The sequence below is a fragment of the Pseudomonas frederiksbergensis genome (genome assembly GCF_035751725.1).
Taxonomy (GTDB): Bacteria; Pseudomonadota; Gammaproteobacteria; order Pseudomonadales; family Pseudomonadaceae; genus Aquipseudomonas; species Aquipseudomonas frederiksbergensis_A.
Map to the genome: position 1 here is coordinate 1,737,409 of NZ_CP142104.1, position 17,691 is coordinate 1,755,099.

The 17,691-nt window shown below is 61.2% G+C and carries 19 protein-coding genes, 4 tRNA genes and 1 pseudogene; 19 read left to right on the top strand and 5 right to left on the bottom strand.

The window, feature by feature from the left end; genetic code table 11:
• Positions 1-9: 9 nt before the first annotated feature.
• The 7 genes from VQ575_RS07700 to VQ575_RS07730 all read left to right on the top strand — a co-directional run bounded on the left by VQ575_RS07700 (position 10) and on the right by VQ575_RS07730 (position 5,139).
• On the top strand, positions 10-357 hold the full coding sequence (locus tag VQ575_RS07700) for a DUF4389 domain-containing protein (protein ID WP_039594151.1): 348 nt from the start codon (positions 10-12) through the stop codon (positions 355-357).
• Complete coding sequence (sixA, locus tag VQ575_RS07705) at positions 354-806, top strand: phosphohistidine phosphatase SixA (RefSeq protein WP_039594152.1); 453 nt, start codon at positions 354-356, stop codon at positions 804-806. Before VQ575_RS07700 ends, sixA begins: the two co-directional genes overlap by 4 nt.
• 51 nt (positions 807-857) lie before the next feature.
• Positions 858-1,301, top strand: a complete 444-nt coding sequence (locus tag VQ575_RS07710) for a hotdog fold thioesterase (protein WP_045156614.1) — start codon at positions 858-860, stop codon at positions 1,299-1,301.
• Between the two features lie 148 nt (positions 1,302-1,449).
• On the top strand, positions 1,450-2,244 hold the full coding sequence (locus VQ575_RS07715) for an alpha/beta fold hydrolase (protein WP_039594154.1): 795 nt from the start codon (positions 1,450-1,452) through the stop codon (positions 2,242-2,244).
• Positions 2,241-3,092, top strand: coding sequence for an alpha/beta hydrolase (locus tag VQ575_RS07720; protein WP_039594155.1), 852 nt, complete (start codon positions 2,241-2,243; stop codon positions 3,090-3,092). The genes VQ575_RS07715 and VQ575_RS07720 overlap by 4 nt, the downstream gene beginning before the upstream one ends.
• A 129-nt stretch (positions 3,093-3,221) precedes the next feature.
• Positions 3,222-4,040 carry a DUF4892 domain-containing protein gene (locus VQ575_RS07725; protein ID WP_325919401.1) on the top strand — a complete coding sequence of 273 codons (819 nt, stop codon included), beginning with the start codon at positions 3,222-3,224 and terminating at the stop codon, positions 4,038-4,040.
• Between the two features lie 61 nt (positions 4,041-4,101).
• Positions 4,102-5,139: an AI-2E family transporter gene (locus VQ575_RS07730; protein ID WP_039594157.1), complete on the top strand. Its 1,038-nt coding sequence runs from the start codon at positions 4,102-4,104 to the stop codon at positions 5,137-5,139.
• A 9-nt stretch (positions 5,140-5,148) separates the two neighbouring features.
• On the opposite strand, the gene VQ575_RS07735 is transcribed toward VQ575_RS07730, so the two are convergent.
• The gene (locus tag VQ575_RS07735) at positions 5,149-6,192 is read right to left on the bottom strand and encodes a sensor histidine kinase (RefSeq protein ID WP_325919402.1); all 1,044 of its coding nucleotides are present in this window, start codon (positions 6,190-6,192) and stop codon (positions 5,149-5,151) included.
• Positions 6,192-6,950 carry a response regulator gene (locus VQ575_RS07740; RefSeq protein WP_039594159.1) on the bottom strand — a complete coding sequence of 253 codons (759 nt, stop codon included), beginning with the start codon at positions 6,948-6,950 and terminating at the stop codon, positions 6,192-6,194. Before VQ575_RS07740 ends, VQ575_RS07735 begins: the two co-directional genes overlap by 1 nt.
• A 263-nt stretch (positions 6,951-7,213) precedes the next feature.
• Here VQ575_RS07740 and pyrF point away from each other — a divergent pair, with 263 nt between their 5' ends.
• Complete coding sequence (pyrF, locus tag VQ575_RS07745) at positions 7,214-7,912, top strand: orotidine-5'-phosphate decarboxylase (RefSeq protein WP_162488982.1); 699 nt, start codon at positions 7,214-7,216, stop codon at positions 7,910-7,912.
• Between the two features lie 95 nt (positions 7,913-8,007).
• Here the strand turns inward: pyrF and VQ575_RS07750 are convergent, their stop codons facing one another.
• Complete coding sequence (locus VQ575_RS07750) at positions 8,008-9,012, bottom strand: NADP-dependent oxidoreductase (protein WP_198723505.1); 1,005 nt, start codon at positions 9,010-9,012, stop codon at positions 8,008-8,010.
• Between the two features lie 223 nt (positions 9,013-9,235).
• Here VQ575_RS07750 and VQ575_RS07755 point away from each other — a divergent pair, with 223 nt between their 5' ends.
• From VQ575_RS07755 to VQ575_RS27175, 4 genes and pseudogenes are all read left to right on the top strand, one after another.
• A complete protein-coding gene (locus tag VQ575_RS07755; protein ID WP_198723503.1) occupies positions 9,236-9,997 on the top strand; it encodes an SDR family oxidoreductase in 762 nt (253 codons plus the stop codon).
• 204 nt (positions 9,998-10,201) lie between these two features.
• Complete coding sequence (locus tag VQ575_RS07760) at positions 10,202-11,596, top strand: aminotransferase-like domain-containing protein (protein WP_325919404.1); 1,395 nt, start codon at positions 10,202-10,204, stop codon at positions 11,594-11,596.
• Between the two features lie 1,023 nt (positions 11,597-12,619).
• A pseudogene (locus tag VQ575_RS27170) lies at positions 12,620-12,814 on the top strand (HAMP domain-containing protein); the annotation flags it as partial.
• On the top strand, positions 12,812-13,675 hold the full coding sequence (locus VQ575_RS27175; protein WP_411829967.1) for a methyl-accepting chemotaxis protein: 864 nt from the start codon (positions 12,812-12,814) through the stop codon (positions 13,673-13,675). The pseudogene VQ575_RS27170 and the gene VQ575_RS27175, both read left to right, overlap by 3 nt.
• A 168-nt stretch (positions 13,676-13,843) precedes the next feature.
• On the opposite strand, the gene VQ575_RS07770 is transcribed toward VQ575_RS27175, so the two are convergent.
• The gene (locus tag VQ575_RS07770; protein WP_039594165.1) at positions 13,844-14,602 is read right to left on the bottom strand and encodes a VHS/ENTH/ANTH domain-containing protein; all 759 of its coding nucleotides are present in this window, start codon (positions 14,600-14,602) and stop codon (positions 13,844-13,846) included.
• A gap of 371 nt (positions 14,603-14,973) precedes the next feature.
• Here VQ575_RS07770 and VQ575_RS07775 point away from each other — a divergent pair.
• From VQ575_RS07775 to VQ575_RS07790, 4 genes are all read left to right on the top strand, one after another.
• Positions 14,974-15,049: transfer RNA gene (locus VQ575_RS07775), tRNA-Glu, on the top strand.
• 2 nt (positions 15,050-15,051) lie between these two features.
• Positions 15,052-15,127, top strand: a tRNA-Gly gene (locus VQ575_RS07780).
• A 104-nt stretch (positions 15,128-15,231) separates the two neighbouring features.
• Positions 15,232-15,307 (top strand) — tRNA-Glu (locus tag VQ575_RS07785).
• A gap of 3 nt (positions 15,308-15,310) precedes the next feature.
• Positions 15,311-15,386: transfer RNA gene (locus VQ575_RS07790), tRNA-Gly, on the top strand.
• A gap of 56 nt (positions 15,387-15,442) precedes the next feature.
• Here the strand turns inward: VQ575_RS07790 and VQ575_RS07795 are convergent.
• Positions 15,443-16,303 carry a helix-turn-helix transcriptional regulator gene (locus VQ575_RS07795; RefSeq protein ID WP_039594027.1) on the bottom strand — a complete coding sequence of 287 codons (861 nt, stop codon included), beginning with the start codon at positions 16,301-16,303 and terminating at the stop codon, positions 15,443-15,445.
• Between the two features lie 299 nt (positions 16,304-16,602).
• Here VQ575_RS07795 and VQ575_RS07800 point away from each other — a divergent pair, with 299 nt between their 5' ends.
• The 3 genes from VQ575_RS07800 to VQ575_RS07810 all read left to right on the top strand — a co-directional run bounded on the left by VQ575_RS07800 (position 16,603) and on the right by VQ575_RS07810 (position 17,689).
• Positions 16,603-16,794: a Flp family type IVb pilin gene (locus VQ575_RS07800; RefSeq protein ID WP_030138367.1), complete on the top strand. Its 192-nt coding sequence runs from the start codon at positions 16,603-16,605 to the stop codon at positions 16,792-16,794.
• Positions 16,795-16,940: 146 nt separating this feature from the next.
• Positions 16,941-17,132 carry a Flp family type IVb pilin gene (locus VQ575_RS07805; RefSeq protein ID WP_039594028.1) on the top strand — a complete coding sequence of 64 codons (192 nt, stop codon included), beginning with the start codon at positions 16,941-16,943 and terminating at the stop codon, positions 17,130-17,132.
• A 26-nt stretch (positions 17,133-17,158) separates the two neighbouring features.
• On the top strand, positions 17,159-17,689 hold the full coding sequence (locus VQ575_RS07810) for an A24 family peptidase (RefSeq protein WP_039594029.1): 531 nt from the start codon (positions 17,159-17,161) through the stop codon (positions 17,687-17,689).
• Positions 17,690-17,691 lie beyond the last annotated feature (2 nt).

The following is a 17,691-nucleotide window of genomic DNA, read 5'->3' on the forward strand; positions in this document are numbered from 1 at the left end:
GAGCGAACCATGAACGATCCGAAAGGGCAGCCCCAATACGAATCCATCCTGCTGCGCGTGCTATGGATGGTGATTTACCTGTTGGTCTGGCAGGTGGCGCAATTCATTCTCGGCGCCGTGGTGCTGGTGCAACTGATTTACCGGCTGATCTACGGCGCACCCAGCGCCAGCCTGATGAATTTCGGCGACAGCCTGAGCCAGTTCCTGGCGCAGATCGGCCGTTTCGGCACCTTCCACAGCGACCAGAAACCTTGGCCATTCGCCGACTGGCCGACCCCACGTACACCGGAAGGCGAAGCGCCCCACGCAGTGGCGCCGGCTCCGCATCCGGTCCGGGATGAGGAGCCGAAGCTATGAAACTGTGGGTATTGCGTCATGGCGAGGCCGAGCCGCACGGGGCCCGTCCCGATCCGGAGCGGGTGTTGACGGTCCGTGGTCGTGAGGAAGTGTTGCTCAGCGCCGGTCGGCTGATGGGCGAGCCATTGCAGGCCATTTATGCCAGCCCTTATGTGCGCGCCCAGCAGACCGCGCAGTTGATGCGCGAGGCCCTCGGATTCGAGCCCGAATTGATCACCGTAGACTGGTTGACGCCGGAAACCCGACCGGCTGACGTGTTGAAACACCTGGACCATCAGGACAATGTACTGCTGGTCAGCCATAACCCATTGGTGGGCAGCCTGCTGGGTTTTTTGCAGCACGGTCATTTGCAGCAACCTGAACAAGTGTCGACGGCGGGCTTGGCCGAGCTGGAAGGCGACCTGCTGCTTGCCGGTGCGATGAAGCTCAAGGAACTCAGGCATCCCTGAGCAGCCGGTGGCCGGTTGAACAAAACAAGAAAATCACATAGGAAGGCAACGATGAGTCTGTGGCGCACTACCCCGAATATCGAACAACTGAACGCCGCCGGTAAAAACACCATCAGCGAAGTGCTGGATATCCGTTTCGAAGCCTTCGACGACGAATCCCTGACCGCGAGCATGGTCGTTGATCACCGCACCCACCAGCCGTTCGGCCTACTGCACGGCGGCGCTTCGGTGGTGCTGGCCGAGACAGTGGGTTCCATGGCTGCCTATCTGTGCGTGGATACCAGCAAATTCTATTGCGTGGGCCTGGAGATCAACGCCAACCACCTGCGTGGCGTGCGCAGCGGACGGGTCACGGCCACGGCCCGCTCGATTCACCTGGGCCGCACCACCCAGGTCTGGGACATCCGCCTGGTCAATGACGACGGCAAAGTCAACTGCGTATCGCGGCTGACCATGGCGGTGGTGCCGTTGGGAGAACAGCCGCCAGTGCGTTAATGTCTGCCGGGCTGGAGCAGTCCGTTGTGGCGAGGGCAGGACTCCATATCCCAACCCCGGCGGTCATCATTCCTGTCAGTTACGGTCATTGCTGCGCCATCGGGTTCTGCGGACAATCGGTCGCAGTTCTCGCAATGGATCGGTCACTATGTCGCAACAGGTGTTTTTCGCTCACGCCAACGGTTTCCCTTCGGCTACGTACGGCAAGCTGTTCGCCGCCCTGGCGCCGCAGTACGAGGTTGCGCACCTTGAGTTGCATGGCCATGACCCTCGATTCCCGGTCGATGACAACTGGAACAACTTGGTGGACGAGCTGATTCATCATCTGGAGCAGCAACCGGAACCGGTGTGGGGTGTGGGTCATTCCTTGGGGGGTGTGCTGCATCTGCACGCGGCGTTGCGCAGCCCTCAGTTGTATCGGGGCGTGGTCATGCTCGATTCTCCAGTGCTGACCCGGGTGGACCGTTGGCTGATCCTGGCCGCCAAACGCCTGGGCTTCATTGATCGCCTGACGCCGGCGGGGCGGACCCTGGGGCGGCGGGAGGAGTTCAGTGACCTTGAGTCGGCCCGGGCTTATTTCGCCGGCAAGACGCTTTTTCGCGGTTTCGACCCGGAGTGCTTCGAAGCGTACCTGCAACATGGCTTGCAACCGGTGGGTGATCGGTTGCGGCTGCGCTTCGACCCGGCGACGGAAATCAGCATCTACCGAGGTGTGCCGCATACCAGCCCCGGAAAGGCTCGAAAACTCGAAGTACCGCTGGCGGTGGTACGGGGGCGGCAGAGCCGAGTGGTGATGCGTCATCACGCCCGGTCGGTGGGCCGTATGCCCTTTGGCGAGTCGCTGAGCATGCCTGGCGGCCACATGTTTCCTCTGGAGCGTCCGCAAGACACTGCCAATCTGCTCAAGGACCTTTTCCAGCGCTGGGAAGGGCGCCGCCCATGAGCGTCGTTGAAGAAGTCCGCCTGAGCCTGCCTCATATCGAGCTGGCGGCCCATCTGTTCGGGCCGGAAGATGGCCGGCCAGTGATTGCCCTGCATGGCTGGCTGGACAACGCCAACAGTTTCGCCCGGCTGGCGCCCCGGTTGCACGGCGTGCGGGTGATCGCCCTGGACATGGCCGGCCATGGTCATTCCGGGCACCGTCCACCTGGCGCCGGCTATGCCTTGTGGGACTATGCCCACGATGTGCTGCAAGTCGCCGAACAGTTGGGCCTGCAGCGTTTTGCCCTGTTGGGGCATTCCATGGGCGCCATTGTCTCGCTGGTGCTGGCCGGTGCCTTGCCGGAGCGGATCACACACTTGGGCCTGATCGATGGGCTGATTCCTCCTACAGGCAAAGGCGACAATGCGGCGGAGCGCATGGGCATGGCCCTGCAGGCGCAGCTGGATCTGCAACAAAAAAGCAAACCGGTCTACAAGACCCTCGACCGCGCTATTGAGGCCCGAATGAAAGGGCTGGTGGCGGTCAGTCGCGAAGCCGCCGAATTACTGGCCCAGCGCGGCCTGATGCCGGTGCCTGGAGGCTATACCTGGCGTACCGACAATCGCCTGACCCTGCCGTCCCCGCTGCGCCTGACCGACGAGCAGGCCATGGCTTTCGTGGCGCGGGTCGCCTGTCCTGCCCATCTGGTGGTTGCGGCCGAGGGCATGCTGGGGCAACACCGGGAATTGCTGGAGCGTCTACCCTTCAGTCATGAGCAGGTACCTGGCGGCCATCATCTGCACCTGAACGATGAGGTCGGTGCCGCGCTTGTAGCAGACTGTTTCAATCGGTTCTTCAGCGTTTCTTGACTTGCGCCGGACAAGTGTCGAGGCTGGGCGGGTTGAAAGGGAGCCAACCATGACTGATACCTGTCCACTCGCCTTGCTGCGCATTGACGAACGCCTTTGCGTCGCGCGGACCCTGGCGAAGCCGATCCAATGAAATTGTCCATTCATTCATTCGTCCTGCTGGCGCTGGCCAGTTTCGGCCCGTTATCGCTGGCTGCCGATGTGCCGGGCAGCCAGGATCTGGAAAGCGTGCCGCGCATGCCCGACGCGCAGATCGTCGATTATCGGCAAACCAGCGACGTGGAGCGTATCTACCCCATGGGGTCGATCCGCAAGATCAGCGGCCAGCTGCGTTTCGACGGGCAGGTGGACGCCCGTGGCAACGCCACCTCGGTGACTTATGAACTGCCGCCGGAACATACCGCCACGCAGGCATTTACCGCTGCCCGCGAAGCGTTGCAGAAACAGGGCGCCGGGCTACTGTTCTGGTGCCAGGCCCGCGATTGTGGCGAAAGCAGCCTGTGGGCCAACGAGGTATTCGGCAATGCCAAGCTCTATGGCGCCGATAATGGCCAGGCCTACCTGCTGCTGCGCCTGGCGCCGCCGGCGGACAACACGCTGATCGCGCTGTATGCCATCACCCGTGGCAACCGCAAGGCCTACCTGCATGTCGAGCAGTTCGAAGCGAGCGCGCCGTTGGGGGATGTGCTGCCGACCTCTGCCACGTTGTTGCGCCAGCTCAAGGACACCGGTGTGCTGGACTTGCCGCGTCTTGCCGGAGAACCGGAAGATGCCTGGTCGCGCCTGCTATCCCGGGCCTTGAACCTGGACACTGGCCTTCGGGTCAGCATCGCCGGCCCACACGCCGAGGCGTGGCGCCAGGCGCTGGTCGGGCAGGGCGTCCGGGCGGCCAGGATGGAGGCGTCCGGCGCTGACGCGGCGGGCTTGCGCCTTGAGCTGTTGCGATAAGCTGACGGGCAAACGCGTTTGCTGTCGTTAGCCCGGCCTTGTTCATTTTTCGAGACTTTCCATGCTCAATAACGATCGACTGTTGGTGCAAATCCTGCTCCTGGTGTTGTTCGGCGCCAGCCTCTGGGTGATGGCGCCGTTCTGGTCGGCGCTGTTCTGGGGCGCGGTGCTGGCTTTCGCCAGTTGGCCACTGATGCGCCTGTTGACCCGTTGGGTCAACGGTCGTGAATCATTGGCCGCGGCCCTGCTGACGGTGGGCTGGATGTTGCTGGTGGCGGTGCCGCTGGTGTGGCTGGGGTTCAACCTCGCCGATCATGTGCGCGATGCCACGGCGTTCATCAGGGATGTGCAGGTCGATGGCCTGCCCGAAGCGCCCGACTGGCTGGCCGGGGTGCCGCTGGTGGGCGGGCGGCTGGTCACCCTCTGGAACAGCATCGACCAGCAGGGTGCGGCGATGATGGTCTCCATCAAGCCGTACCTGGGGCGTGTCGGCAATTGGTTGCTGGCGCGTAGCGCGCAGATTGGTGGTGGGATCCTCGAGCTGACACTGAGCATCGTGTTCGTGTTCTTCTTCTACCGGGACGGCCCGCGCTTGGCAGCATTTGTCCAAGGGCTGCTGGAGCGGCTGATCGGCGACCGTGCCGGGTACTACGTCGAGTTGGTCGCCGGCACGGTGCAGCGAGTGGTCAATGGCGTGATCGGTACTGCCGCGGCCCAGGCCGTGCTGGCGCTGATCGGCTTCCTGATCGCCGGAGTGCCGGGGGCGCTGGTGCTGGGCATCGTCACCTTCCTGCTCAGCCTGATTCCCATGGGGCCTCCGCTGGTCTGGATCCCCGCCACGGCCTGGCTGGCGTGGAAGGGCGAGTATGGGATGGCGGTGTTCCTCGGCATCTGGGGCACGTTCATCATCAGCGGCGTGGACAACGTGCTCAAGCCTTACCTGATCAGCCGTGGCGGAAACCTGCCGCTGGTGATCGTGTTGCTTGGGGTGTTCGGCGGACTGATTGCCTTCGGCTTTATCGGGCTGTTCATCGGCCCGACCCTGCTAGCGGTGGCGTACAGTTTGCTGACGGATTGGAGCAAGAGCCAGGCGCGGTAACGCAGCGGTTCAGGCCACGCGGGGCAAACGAATCACCGCAGTCAATCCGCCTCCGGGGGTTTGCTCCAGGCTCAATTGTCCGCCCAGGCGTTCGGCGGCCTCCCGGGCGATGGTCATGCCCAGGCCGACGCCACCGGAGTTGCGATTGCGCGAACCCTCCAGGCGAAAGAATGGCTCGAACACCGCTTCGCGCTGGTCTTCAGCGATGCCGGGTCCATGGTCAATCACCCGGATCAGCAATTGGTGCTGCTGGTCTTCCAGGACAATCGATGCCTCGCCAGCGTAGCGCAGGGCATTATCGACGAGGTTATTGATGCAGGAACGCAGCGCCATCGGCTGCACCTGCAAGGGCGCACAGTTGCCGCTGGCGTGGACATTGGCGCCTTGGTCCTGGGCGTTTTCGCTCAATGACTCCACCAGGGCCTGCACGTCCATCCATTGCCATGCCTCGCTGGTGCGTTGCTCATGCAGATAGGTCAGCGTGGCATCGAGCATGGCGATCATATCGTCCAGGTCTTGGCGCATCTGATCCTGCAACCGGGTGTCGTTGATCTGCTCCAGGCGCAGCTTGAGCCGCGCAAGCGGGGTGCGCAGGTCATGGGAGACCGCGCCAAGCATGCGCGAGCGCTGCTGCACCTGTTCACGGATCCGTTGTTGCATCAGGTTGAACGTATGGGCGGCTTGGCGGGCCTCTCGCGGACCCGTTTCCTGGAGTGGTGGGCTATCGAGGTCCTCGCTCAGCCGTTCGGCGGCATCGCTCAGGCGTTGGATCGGCCGGGTCAGGAGCTTGGCGCCGTACCAAGCCGCAACGATCAAGCACACAAACTGAAATGTCAGCGGCACCACAGGCCCGCCGAACCATGGGCGTGTGCCCGGTGGCGGGCCGGAGCGCGCGGAACCTCCGGCTTGATGGGAGAATTCCGGTGGCGGCCCGGGAGGTGGCGGCTTGTCGTAATGAAAGAACCAGGCAAAGGCCAACAGGTGCGCCAGCACGATCGCCACCAGCAGCACGCCGAACAGGCGGCCGAACAGGGAGTCGACGCGCAGGCGCATCAACCGATGTCCCGCGCATCGAACAGGTAGCCTTCACCGCGCACGGTCTTGATCAGCTGTGGGGCCTTGGGGTCGTCACCCAGTTTCTGGCGCAAGCGCGAGACCAGCAGGTCGATACTGCGGTCAAACGCCTCGATCGAGCGACCGCGGGCGGCGTCCAGCAGTTGTTCACGACTGAGCACTCGGCGCGGACGCTCGATGAACACCCACAGCAGACGGAATTCGGCGTTGGATAGAGGCACCACCAATCCATTGGCAGAGACCAACTGGCGCAGCACGCTATTGAGTCGCCAGTTATCGAAACGGATATTGGCCCGCTGCTCGCTGCGGTCATCGCGCACGCGGCGAAGGATGGTCTGGATTCGCGCCACAAGCTCCCTCGGCTCGAAGGGTTTGGCCATGTAGTCATCTGCGCCCAGTTCCAGGCCGATGATGCGGTCGGTGGGCTCGCAGCGCGCTGTCAGCATCAGGATGGGAATGTCCGACTCGGCCCGCAACCAGCGGCACAGCTGCAAACCGTCTTCTCCTGGCAACATCAGGTCCAGGACGACCACATCGAAATGTTCGGCCTCCATTGCCTGGCGCATGGCCACGCCATCGGTTACGCCACTGGCGCGGATGTTGAAGCGGGCCAGGTAGCCGATCAGCAATTCGCGGAGCGGTACGTCGTCATCGACGATCAGCGCGCGGGTGCTCCAACGCTTATCGTCGTCGGACGCTCTTGGGTCGCCAGCATTTGCAACAGGGGTGTTCTGCATGGGGGCGTCATCTGCCAGTTGGGCTGCCAACCGCATAGAAGGCGGCGAGGGCGTGGTTTGAGCATAAGCTTCGGACGGTGGGCCGTGAAGCGGTTGCGGCGGCGCAGGGTAGCGTCCCGTCGTGTTGCGTGCGTGTCATGAATGTATCGGCCCTGACACAAATGGCCGAAAGGACAATCGACGATTTACCGATCATTGGGTCCCGCACGGGCGCTGGTTCCGCTACAATGCGCGCCGATTTCGACTTGCCTGAGAGCCCGCTCATGTCCGCCTGCCAGACGCCTATCATCGTCGCCCTGGATTTTCCTACCCGTGACGCCGCCCTGAAGCTGGCCGACCAGTTGGACCCCAAGCTTTGCCGGGTCAAGGTCGGCAAGGAGCTGTTCACCAGCTGTGCGTCGGAAATCGTAGGGACGTTGCGTGACAAGGGATTCGAGGTTTTCCTCGACCTGAAATTCCATGACATTCCCAACACTACCGCCATGGCCGTCAAGGCTGCTGCGGAGATGGGCGTGTGGATGGTCAATGTGCATTGCTCCGGTGGCCTGCGCATGATGGCTGCCTGTCGTGAAGTGCTGGACCAGCGCAGTGGCCCGAAGCCGCTGCTGATCGGCGTGACCGTGCTGACCAGCATGGAGCGTGAGGACTTGGCAGGGATCGGCCTGGACATCGAGCCCCAGGAACAAGTGCTGCGCCTGGCGGCGCTGGCGCAAAAGGCCGGGATGGACGGTCTGGTCTGCTCGGCGCTGGAAGCCGGCGCCCTGAAAGCGGCCCACCCGTCGCTGCAACTGGTGACACCGGGGATTCGCCCGGCCGGCAGCGCGCAGGATGACCAGCGGCGCATCCTGACCCCACGCCAGGCCTTGGACGCAGGTTCCGATTACCTGGTGATCGGTCGTCCGATCAGCCAGGCTGCCGATCCGGCCAAGGCGCTGGCTGCGGTTGTGGCTGAACTGGCCTGACTAGGATGCTGTAAACCTTGTGGGAGCGAGCTTGCTCGCTCCCACATTTGTTTTATGTCAGGCCTTGGGTATCGGGTCTCACCGTATGTTTCGCGTCAGACCTTCAACACCAACTTCCCGAAATTTTCCCCACTAAACAATCTGGTCAGCGTCTCGGGGAAGGTTTCCAGCCCCTCGACAATGTCTTCCTTGCTCTTGAGCTGCCCCTTGGCCATCCAGCCGGCGATCTCCTGCCCGGCGGCGGCGAACTGCGAGGCATAATCCATGACCACGAAACCTTCCATCCGCGCACGGTTGACCAACAGCGACAGGTAGTTCGCCGGGCCTTTCACTGCTTCCTTGTTGTTGTATTGACTGATGGCGCCGCAGATCACCACGCGGGCCTTGAGGTTCAGGCGGCTGAGCACCGCATCGAGAATATCGCCGCCGACGTTATCGAAATACACATCCACGCCTTTGGGGCACTCGCGCTTGAGGCCGGCGTGAACGTCTTCGCTCTTGTAGTCGATGGCACCGTCGAAGCCCAGCTCATCGACCAGGAACTTGCACTTGTCGGCACCGCCGGCAATGCCGACCACACGGCAGCCTTTGATCTTGGCGATCTGCCCGGCGATGCTGCCTACCGCGCCGGCGGCGCCAGAAAGCACCACGGTTTCACCGGCCTTCGGCGCGCCGACGTCCAGCAGGGCGAAATAAGCGGTCATGCCAGTCATGCCCAGCGCGGACAAATAACGGGGCAGTGGCGCCAGTTTCGGATCGACTTTATAGAAACCGCGCGGTTCGCCGAGGAAGTAATCCTGCACGCCCAGGGCGCCGTTGACGTAATCCCCCACCGCAAATCCCGGGTTATTCGACGCAACCACCTGGCCGACCCCCAATGCCCGCATGACTTCGCCGATGCCCACCGGTGGGATATAGGACTTGCCCTCGTTCATCCAGCCACGCATGGCCGGGTCCAGGGACAGGTATTCATTCTTGACCAGTATCTGGCCCGCTGCCGGTTCGCCAACCGGGACTTGTTGATAAGTGAACGTCTCGCGGGTCGCGGCGCCCACCGGGCGTTTGGCGAGCAGGAACTGGCGGTTGATCTGGGCGGTCATGACAGGCACTCAAGATGAATGGAGCTTTGTTGATAGACCCTTGATGCGTTCACCGCAAGGTTTGCCTATCCAGCGAATGCGGGTTGATCCAAAACGGTGATGATGCCCTGGGTGGTGTTATCACTGGCGTTCATGCAGAGCCAACCGGCGATTGGATAGTGCTGCCGTGCCGTTGCGGTCGGTGGCTAAATCGCAGCGTCAGTAATTCTTCGAGGCAGTGATCATGAGCATGACGTTTTCCGGACAGGTCGCCGTGGTGACGGGCGGCGCGGCGGGCATTGGCCGCGCCACGGCCCAGGCGTTCGCGGCGCAGCACCTCAAAGTAGTCGTCGCCGACCTGGACGTTGCGGGCGGCGAGGGCACGGTGCAGTTGATTCGCGAGGCGGGTGGCGAGGCTGTGTTCGTGCGTTGCGACGTGACGTTGGAAAGCGATGTGCGAAATCTCATGGACGAAGTCATCGCCGCGTACGGTCGCCTCGATTACGCGTTCAACAACGCTGGCATCGAAATCGAGAAGGGCAAGCTGGCCGACGGTACGCTGGATGAGTTCGACGCGATCATGGGCGTCAACGTCAAGGGTGTCTGGTTGTGCATGAAATATCAGCTGCCATTGCTGCTGGCCCAGGGTGGTGGCGCCATCGTCAACACGGCCTCCGTTGCAGGGCTCGGGGCGGCGCCGAAGATGAGTATCTACGCGGCTTCCAAGCATGCCGTCATCGGGTTGACCAAGTCGGCGGCGATTGAATATGCAAAGAAGAAAATCCGTGTGAATGCGGTATGCCCGGCGGTGATCGACACTGATATGTTCCGTCGGGCCTATGAGGCGGATCCGAAAAAAGGCGAATACGCCAACGCGATGCATCCGGTGGGGAGAATCGGCAAAGTCGAGGAAATCGCCAGCGCCGTGTTGTATTTGTGCAGCGATGGCGCGGCGTTTACCACGGGGCATTCGTTGGCGGTGGATGGCGGGGCTACGGCAATCTAGCGAGAGTTGCCGTCTCGTTATAGGACAAAGCCCGCACTGGTTGCGGGTTTTCCTTTGAGAACGAAGGTTCCCTTGAGGGTTCCGCCAATGTATTTCAAAGAATGAGAATGAGGCGTTTTCGCGCCTTTCTCTTACATCCTCCCACATCGACCTGTGCTTAACTGTTTGTGCAAATAAAACAAACGCTTAGGAGCTTGGTTACTCATGGAGTTGAGAATCGACCGGCAGGCCCTGGTGCCCGTCGTGCAGCAAATTGTCGACGCGTTGGCTGGCTGGATTCGACAGGACGCGGTGGAACCGGGGACTCGCCTGCCATCGATCAGGCAGCTGGCCCGGGATAATCTATTAAGTCAGGCCAGTGTCCATGAGGCCTGCCAGCGCCTGGTCGCCCAAGGTTTGTTGGCGTCACGTCACGGCTCGAGTTTTTTTGTTGCCCAGGCCGCTTGCGTCGCCGGGGGCTCGGAGCTCGTCTGGCCGCAAGACGGAATGCCGGGCCAGAAGGCGCCGGTAGACCCTGCGCGTCACGTATTGAAGTTGGGCTGCGGTGGGCTGCCCGAGAGTTGGCGCGAAAGTGATGACCTGGGGTATGCGATCCGTCAGGTCACGCGGACCGACATGGCGGGGCTGTTCAACTACAACACGCCACTGGGATTACCCGCCCTGCGCGAGCAACTCGCCAAGCGGTTGAAGCAGCTTGATATCGATGCCGATGAAAATCGCATCCTGACCACCCAGGGCGCCACTCACGCGCTCGACCTGATCGTGCGGACACTCCTGCGGCCCGGGTGCTGCGTGGTGGTGGAGAGCCCCGGCTATTCGAACCTGTTCAACCTGCTCAGGCTGCACAAGATAGACATGATCGAATTGCCCAGGACACCGCGTGGCCCGGACGTCGATGCCCTCCAGCGTTTGCTGGCGATCCATAGGCCCAGCGCTATTTTCATCAACAGTGCCTGCCACAACCCGACCGGCAGCAGCCTGGCACCGTCCGTGGCCCAGCGGCTGCTGCAACTGGCCAGCGAGCACGCCATGTTGGTCGTCGAAGACGATGTCTATGCCGATTTCCAGGGCTCAACGCGGGCCCGATTGGCGGCACTGAATACCGATGTGATCTATCTGGGCAGTTTTTCGAAGACCTTGAGCAGCTCTTTACGCGTCGGCTTCATAGTGGCCGAGCCGTCCGTTGTTGCGCGCCTGGGCGAGGTCAAGGAGATCACCTGCATGGGAGCGTCGCGATTCGCCGAGTCGGTGCTGGCGAGCCTCCTGGTCAACGGCGCCTATCGCAAGCTGGTTCAGCGCCAGCGCCAGCGACTCAATGCCGACATGGCGGTGACGTTGCAACTGCTGGAAGACGCCGATTGGAAAGTGTTTGGCAAACCGGCGGGTGGCCTTTTCATCTGGGCGCGTCCGCCGTCGTGTGACTATGCTCAGTTGCAGCATCTGGCCGGGCGGTGCGGCATTCAGTTGTCCTCTCGCACGGCGTTCAGCCCTTCGGGTGCCGAGACGGATTGGCTGCGGGTCAACGTCGCCTATGCGCGGGATCCCAGGGCCTTGGCATTTTTCCGAGCCACGGCCCTGGATCGACCTCAAGTGTCCTGAAAACGACGCGCCTGTAGCTTTTTGCCATTATTCCGACGCCAGCATCTTGTGTTGCGGGGTGTCTCGTTGCGAATCTGCAAATCAACACACATCGGCAGAGGATTGGGCGCAATGATTTCGGCCGTGCAAGGACGTTTTGCCAATCTGGGTATGGCAAAGAAATTGGGTATCGGGTTTGTCCTGGTGTTGCTGCTCACCGCAGTGGTGGCGGCCATTGGCGTCTGGTCCCTGCAAACCATCAGCCATCGGTTCGCGGGTTTGAAGCAGATGTCGTTCCTTAACAGCGAGTTGCTCAAGGTCCGGCTGCTGGAGCAAGACTTTGCCTTGCGCTCCGACCCCAAGACCGCCGATGCCCTGCGCCAGGGCGTCGATGGGTTGATAGCCCTGGCGAATGAACTCAAGGCGCAGTCTGCCAGCAATGTACCGGTGATGGATGATGTCCAGCAGGCTTTGGCGGCCTATCGCAAGGCTTTCGACGAATTCGTCGGGCTGAGTCAAAGCAAGGACCTCGCCTTGGAGATGGCCAGTTGGTCGGTTTCCAGCGTCGCCAATAACCTGGATGTCTTGCAGGCGGGGCTGGCCGATGACGGCGCCTATACCCTGAAGGACTCCGAGGGCAAGGAGGGTGCGCAATTTATCGAGCAGGCCAACCAGGTCAGCGAAGTGTCGCGACTCATGTTGCAGTCGATGAACGAAGCGCGTGTTCGGCTGGACCAAAGCCGCAAAGGCAGTGATGAAGCCGCTGGGCAAGGCAATATCGAACAGGCCGAGCAGGCCATGAAACTGGCTGAAGAACTCAAGGAGGCGGTCAAGGATCCTGGCTATCAAACGGTGCTCAACGAAGTCGCCGGGCACATCGCCGGGTTCAACCAGCAACTGGCGGAATACACCGGCCTGCTGGCCAAGGAAAAAATTGTCTACCAGCAATTGCACGAACGCGCCGATCAGGTGGTGGCGCGGGTCGACCAGGCGTTCAGCGCCGAAGACAGCGCCATGCACGCGGAACTGAAGAAAAACTCGCTGATGATCATCGGCTCGTCGGCCTTGGCCCTGTTGGTGGGGTTGGTTGCGGCCTGGGTGATCACCCGGTTGATTGTCACCCCGCTGCGCAGCGTGATTCGTGTTGCCCAGCAGATAGCCGCCGGTGACCTGAGCGCCAAGGTCGAGGTGACGCGCCGGGACGAGATTGGCCAGTTGATGTTGGCAATGCAGCAGATGGGGGCCGGGTTGAGCAGTATCGTCAGTGGTCTGCAGTCCGGCATCGAGCAGTTGGCCAGCTCTGCCCAGTCATTGTCATCCGTCACTGAACAGACCAACCTGGAAGTCAGCAGCCAGAAAGAGGAAACCGAGCAGGTCGCTACGGCGATGAACCAGATGACCGCCACCGTGCACGATGTGGCCCGCAATGCGGAGGAGGCGGCGCAAGCGGCGCAGACAGCGGATGACAAGGTTGAAAGCGGCCAGCAGGTGGTGCGCCAGAGCATGGTGCGTATCGAGCAATTGGCTGACTCGGCCATGATGACCAGCACCAGCATCGAAAGCCTGAGCGCCGAGATACAAAACATCGGCACCGTGCTGGGCGTGATCAAGAGCGTGGCCGAGCAAACCAACCTGCTGGCCCTCAACGCCGCCATCGAAGCGGCCAGGGCCGGTGAGCAGGGCAGGGGATTCGCGGTCGTGGCCGACGAGGTGCGGGCGCTGGCCAGGCGTACGCAACAGTCCACCGAGGAGATCGAGCGCCTGGTCGGTGCGCTGCGCTCAGCTGCACAAGCCTCCGTGCAGCAAATCCAGAGCAGTGGCGAGCTGGTGAAAATGGCGGTCAGCGACGCATTGCAGACTGAAAGCGCTCTGGGCAGCATCGCGGCGGCGGTGTCATTGATCCAGCAAATGAACCAACAGATCGCCGCGGCCGCCGAGCAACAGAGCTCCGTGGCCGAAGAAATCAACCGCAGCGTCACCAGCATCCGGGCGAGCGCCGATCAATCGTCCATTGCGATGCAAGGCAACGCCGCTTCAAGTATCGAGCTGGCGCAGCTTGGGGTTGAGTTGAAAGAAATGGTGGGGCATTTCAGATTGTGAATTGGCGGTGGGCTGCCATCGCTGTTGCTGGCAGGCCAATCCACTCAGCATCTTCATCGACGGTCACACCGCCTTCGCAGCAGGCTCGCTTGCAACAAAAAAGCGGTGTGCCACCAGGATCAGGTATCGAGGCGTGGGCGACCCGGCATCGATGGCGAGGCCCAACGATCAGTCGTAAACCTTCTTCTTCTTCCACTCATCGTTGGCCTCGTCTTCCTTCAACCCTTCGGTCAACTGGTTCACCTCACCCTCCACAGGCTGAGTGCTGGCCAGGACCTGGGCGTTGGCCCGCGCCAGGAGCTTCTCCAGATAAGCCAACTGTTCGGCATAGACCTGCGGTTCCTGCTGCTTGCGCAAATACTGGACACCGCGCTCGAACGCCAGTCGAGCCTGCCCCGGCTGCTCCTGCTGCAAGGCCTGCTGGCCGAGGTTGTTGAAGAATTCGATGTGCAGCAGCACCAGGATGTGCCGCACCTCACGGATCCAGCGCTTGGCCTCGTTGGGCGGGAGGAACCCGTCCTGGGCGGCGCGAGTGATCTGGCCGTGCAGGGCCTCGAGCAGGAACCGCACATCCTTGGCCTTCGCTTCGGTCTGGATCGGCGCCGGCGGGTTGTTCACCGGAATCGACTCACCCTGGGCGGCCAGCGCCGTCAGTTCGTCCAGTCGAGCCTTGACCTGAGCGTTGGACTTGTCGAGATTGAGCAGGCGCTGGCAGACATTCAGCTCAAGACGCGTGATCAAGAGCTTCAGGGCCGGATTCATCAACTGGCCGGGGAAGGTTTCGGTGAGCTCGCCACAACGACGCAAGCGATCGTTGAGCTCAACCTTGGTACGGACCTTTTCCAGCTTGTTGTTTTCCACCACATGGTTCATGTAGCCAATGGCGATCAACAGTGCGATCCCGGCTACGACGAGCAGGGTGATCATGAGTGGTGTCACCGGTAAGACCTCTTTAATAGGGTACGCATGTCATGAGTGTAGTGGCTTGGCTTTTAAGCGCATAGGCCCGAACGACGCGATTAGACGGGCGTCGTGCTGTTTATGGAGCTTGTAGCGGAGTAGGTGCACATTGCCATCATTTGCCTGGCGCGACTATAACGCCTTGGCGGGCGACAGAATATAGGCGCCAGAGACCGGACGAAGAAAATCTGCGAAGCCGCCCCAAAGCGGGCGAAGTCATTGATTTAAATAAATTTATATTCGGGGGTTGACGACCCTCCAATCCATCCATAGAATGCGCGCCACTTACAGCGTAAAGCACTCAGCTAAACGCGATAAGCAGTGAATGTTGTACGTGTGTCCCCTTCGTCTAGTGGCCTAGGACACCGCCCTTTCACGGCGGTAACAGGGGTTCGAGTCCCCTAGGGGACGCCAATGCGGGAATAGCTCAGTTGGTAGAGCACGACCTTGCCAAGGTCGGGGTCGCGAGTTCGAGTCTCGTTTCCCGCTCCAATTTAAACAGCGTTGCTTTCGGGCAAGGCTGAGTGAAGCCAGAGCCGACATCTTCGGATGCGGATTTGGGCACTGAAATACACACCATGTGTTTCAGTTAGTGTGTCCCCTTCGTCTAGTGGCCTAGGACACCGCCCTTTCACGGCGGTAACAGGGGTTCGAGTCCCCTAGGGGACGCCATTTGCGGGAATAGCTCAGTTGGTAGAGCACGACCTTGCCAAGGTCGGGGTCGCGAGTTCGAGTCTCGTTTCCCGCTCCAAATTCAAGAAAACGCCGCTCATTTGAGCGGCGTTTTTTTATGCGCGCAAAAAACTCCTATCCCTCCAGGCTTTGCACCAGGCTTTCCAGCGCCTCTTCATCGGGGGGCGGCGGTGCAGCGCTCGAGCAGCGTACCTGGTACGCGAGACGGTATTCACTGGGCGTGCAATTGGCGTACTGCTTGAAGGCGCGGGCGAAGTAGGACGGGTCCTTGAAGCCGGCCTCATAGCCAATGCTGGTGATGGGCATCTGGCTGTTGTCGAGCAATTCCTTGGCGAAGCTCATGCGCTTGTTCAGCACATAGTCGGTAAAGCCCAGGCCATTGGCCTCCTTGAACACGCGGCTGAAGCGGAACGTGGTCATGCCGCAGCGCTTGGCGAGGTCGCGCTGGTCGATGCTGTCGCGAAAGTGCTGGTCGATGTACAGCATGATGTGGCTGAGGGCCTGGTGCTTCTGGTGCCCGGAGGTCAGGCGAATGCTGTCCGGCAGCGTCGGGGAGTGGTCGATCTGGGAGGTCGAGCCTCGGCCGCCGGATTGGCGACGCAGCTCGCACAGTTGCGTCACAGCGGTCAGGTAACGCTTGCGCTCGGCGGTTGTCAGGGGAAGCACCATGTATTCCCAGACGCTCGAGCGCATGGCCCAGACGGCGAGTTCCTCGGAATGTTGCACCGTGAACATGGTGATCGGGATGGCCGGGACCGTGCGCTTGATGTCCAGCAACCGCCTCAAGCCCTGGGTGTCCGGGCGATCGAAGTGGATACAGATCATGTCGGCCTGCACACCGGTGGGCAGCAGCGCGTTTTTCGCCAGGGCGCAGTCGCACGCTTGCTCGAACTGGCTGACGAGTTCCTTGGTGGAACGGTCGTGAGTCAGATCGAACCACAACAGCTTTGGCTTTCCAGTCAGATTTGGCGCCATAGGACGACTACTCGGTGGTTCTTCCTGCCCGTTAGCTAGCAGTATTGCCAATGTGCTATCAGTTTGCCGAATTAATTTTTACAGGCCCCTCGTCCTTTAGTGCTGCGTCCCTCACGCGCCGTTGCCAGCGTTGCGCAAACAGCGGCGATCGCCAGCCGGACAATTTCACGTCCGGCGCAAAATAATCCTAGCGATGTGCAAAATCCTCCTAACGACAATACCGGCCCGCTGACTAGGGTTGCATCAGGCAGTTCGAAATGTACTGCCTCTTTGAAAACAACCCCGATGAGGTGTGCGAAATGACTCTTCAAACTATCAAGGCTTCGGTATTGAAGTTCGCCAAAGATGAAGACGGCCTGACCATTGTGGAATACGCCGTTGCCGGTGGGTTGATCACGGTGGCCGTGGCCGCGATGTTCGTTTTGCTGGGCGGCGCCGTGAACACCCGTATTACCGCGCTCTGCGCCGCCGTGAAGGGCGCTGCCTGCTGAAACCAGCACCCGCATCGCAATGGGGCCAAGCCCATCGAGGCGCCGGTTTCCAATGTGTCTGATAAAGGTTCGAAGTGTCGGCTTGATGAACTTCGGGTTGTTCTTTATCGGCCTGTTTTCGTAACCGTTCAAGTGAGGCAAACAACATGAAAGTTCAACAGATCAAAACTTCGATAGTTAAATTCATCGATGATGAAGATGGCCTGACCATTGTGGAATATGCCGTCGCCGGTGGGCTGATCACGGTGGCCGTTGCCGCCATGTTCGTCCTGTTGGGTGGTGCCGTGAACGATCGGATCACCGCGCTTTGTGCCGCAGTCAAAGGCGCTGCCTGCTAACCCCAACCGCCCTATGGAGACGCATCATGTCCATGGAATTGCTGGTAACGACGGTACTGCTGCTAGGACTGCTGGGCGTGGCGGTGGTAAGCGATCTGCTTCGCCACCGCATCCCCAACAAGCTGGTCCTGCTGGGCCTTGCCCTGGGATTGGCCAGCCAGGCGTATACCGGCGCAATCGGCGGGCTGGGCGACAGCCTGTTGGGCATGCTGATCTGTTTCGCGTTGTTCCTGCCCATGTACGCGGTGGGTGGCATGGCCGCCGGCGATGTCAAGTTGATGACCATGGTGGGCAGTTTCCTACCCTTTCATTACGCACTGTGGGCGGCGCTGTTCAGCCTGATCGCCGGCGGTGTGTGCGGTTTCCTGATTGTCCTGGCCCGCGGCCAACTGCTGCAGACCCTTGAGCGCTACTGGTTGAGCGTCCGCGCCCAGGCCTACCTCGCGCCAACGGCGGACGAGGTCGCCGGCAAACCGTTTCCCTACTCGATTGCAATCCTGATCGGCACTTTGAACAGCGTTTACTGGCAACTGGTTGCCGGCGGCTGGGGAGTCTAGTC

Coding starts and splice junctions, on each gene's coding strand:
- VQ575_RS27175 (WP_411829967.1), top strand. CDS start 12,812: ATGGGGGCCGGGTTGAGCAGTATCGTCAGTGGTCTGCAGTCCGGCATC.
- VQ575_RS07795 (WP_039594027.1), bottom strand. CDS start 16,303: ATGGCGCCAAATCTGACTGGAAAGCCAAAGCTGTTGTGGTTCGATCTG.
- VQ575_RS07735 (WP_325919402.1), bottom strand. CDS start 6,192: ATGCGCCTGCGCGTCGACTCCCTGTTCGGCCGCCTGTTCGGCGTGCTG.
- VQ575_RS07750 (WP_198723505.1), bottom strand. CDS start 9,012: ATGACCGCCCAGATCAACCGCCAGTTCCTGCTCGCCAAACGCCCGGTG.
- sixA (WP_039594152.1), top strand. CDS start 354: ATGAAACTGTGGGTATTGCGTCATGGCGAGGCCGAGCCGCACGGGGCC.
- VQ575_RS07760 (WP_325919404.1), top strand. CDS start 10,202: ATGGAGTTGAGAATCGACCGGCAGGCCCTGGTGCCCGTCGTGCAGCAA.
- VQ575_RS07805 (WP_039594028.1), top strand. CDS start 16,941: ATGAAAGTTCAACAGATCAAAACTTCGATAGTTAAATTCATCGATGAT.
- VQ575_RS07740 (WP_039594159.1), bottom strand. CDS start 6,950: ATGCAGAACACCCCTGTTGCAAATGCTGGCGACCCAAGAGCGTCCGAC.
- VQ575_RS07725 (WP_325919401.1), top strand. CDS start 3,222: ATGAAATTGTCCATTCATTCATTCGTCCTGCTGGCGCTGGCCAGTTTC.
- VQ575_RS07730 (WP_039594157.1), top strand. CDS start 4,102: ATGCTCAATAACGATCGACTGTTGGTGCAAATCCTGCTCCTGGTGTTG.
- VQ575_RS07755 (WP_198723503.1), top strand. CDS start 9,236: ATGAGCATGACGTTTTCCGGACAGGTCGCCGTGGTGACGGGCGGCGCG.
- VQ575_RS07810 (WP_039594029.1), top strand. CDS start 17,159: ATGTCCATGGAATTGCTGGTAACGACGGTACTGCTGCTAGGACTGCTG.
- VQ575_RS07720 (WP_039594155.1), top strand. CDS start 2,241: ATGAGCGTCGTTGAAGAAGTCCGCCTGAGCCTGCCTCATATCGAGCTG.
- pyrF (WP_162488982.1), top strand. CDS start 7,214: ATGTCCGCCTGCCAGACGCCTATCATCGTCGCCCTGGATTTTCCTACC.
- VQ575_RS07700 (WP_039594151.1), top strand. CDS start 10: ATGAACGATCCGAAAGGGCAGCCCCAATACGAATCCATCCTGCTGCGC.
- VQ575_RS07715 (WP_039594154.1), top strand. CDS start 1,450: ATGTCGCAACAGGTGTTTTTCGCTCACGCCAACGGTTTCCCTTCGGCT.
- VQ575_RS07710 (WP_045156614.1), top strand. CDS start 858: ATGAGTCTGTGGCGCACTACCCCGAATATCGAACAACTGAACGCCGCC.
- VQ575_RS07800 (WP_030138367.1), top strand. CDS start 16,603: ATGACTCTTCAAACTATCAAGGCTTCGGTATTGAAGTTCGCCAAAGAT.
- VQ575_RS07770 (WP_039594165.1), bottom strand. CDS start 14,602: ATGATCACCCTGCTCGTCGTAGCCGGGATCGCACTGTTGATCGCCATT.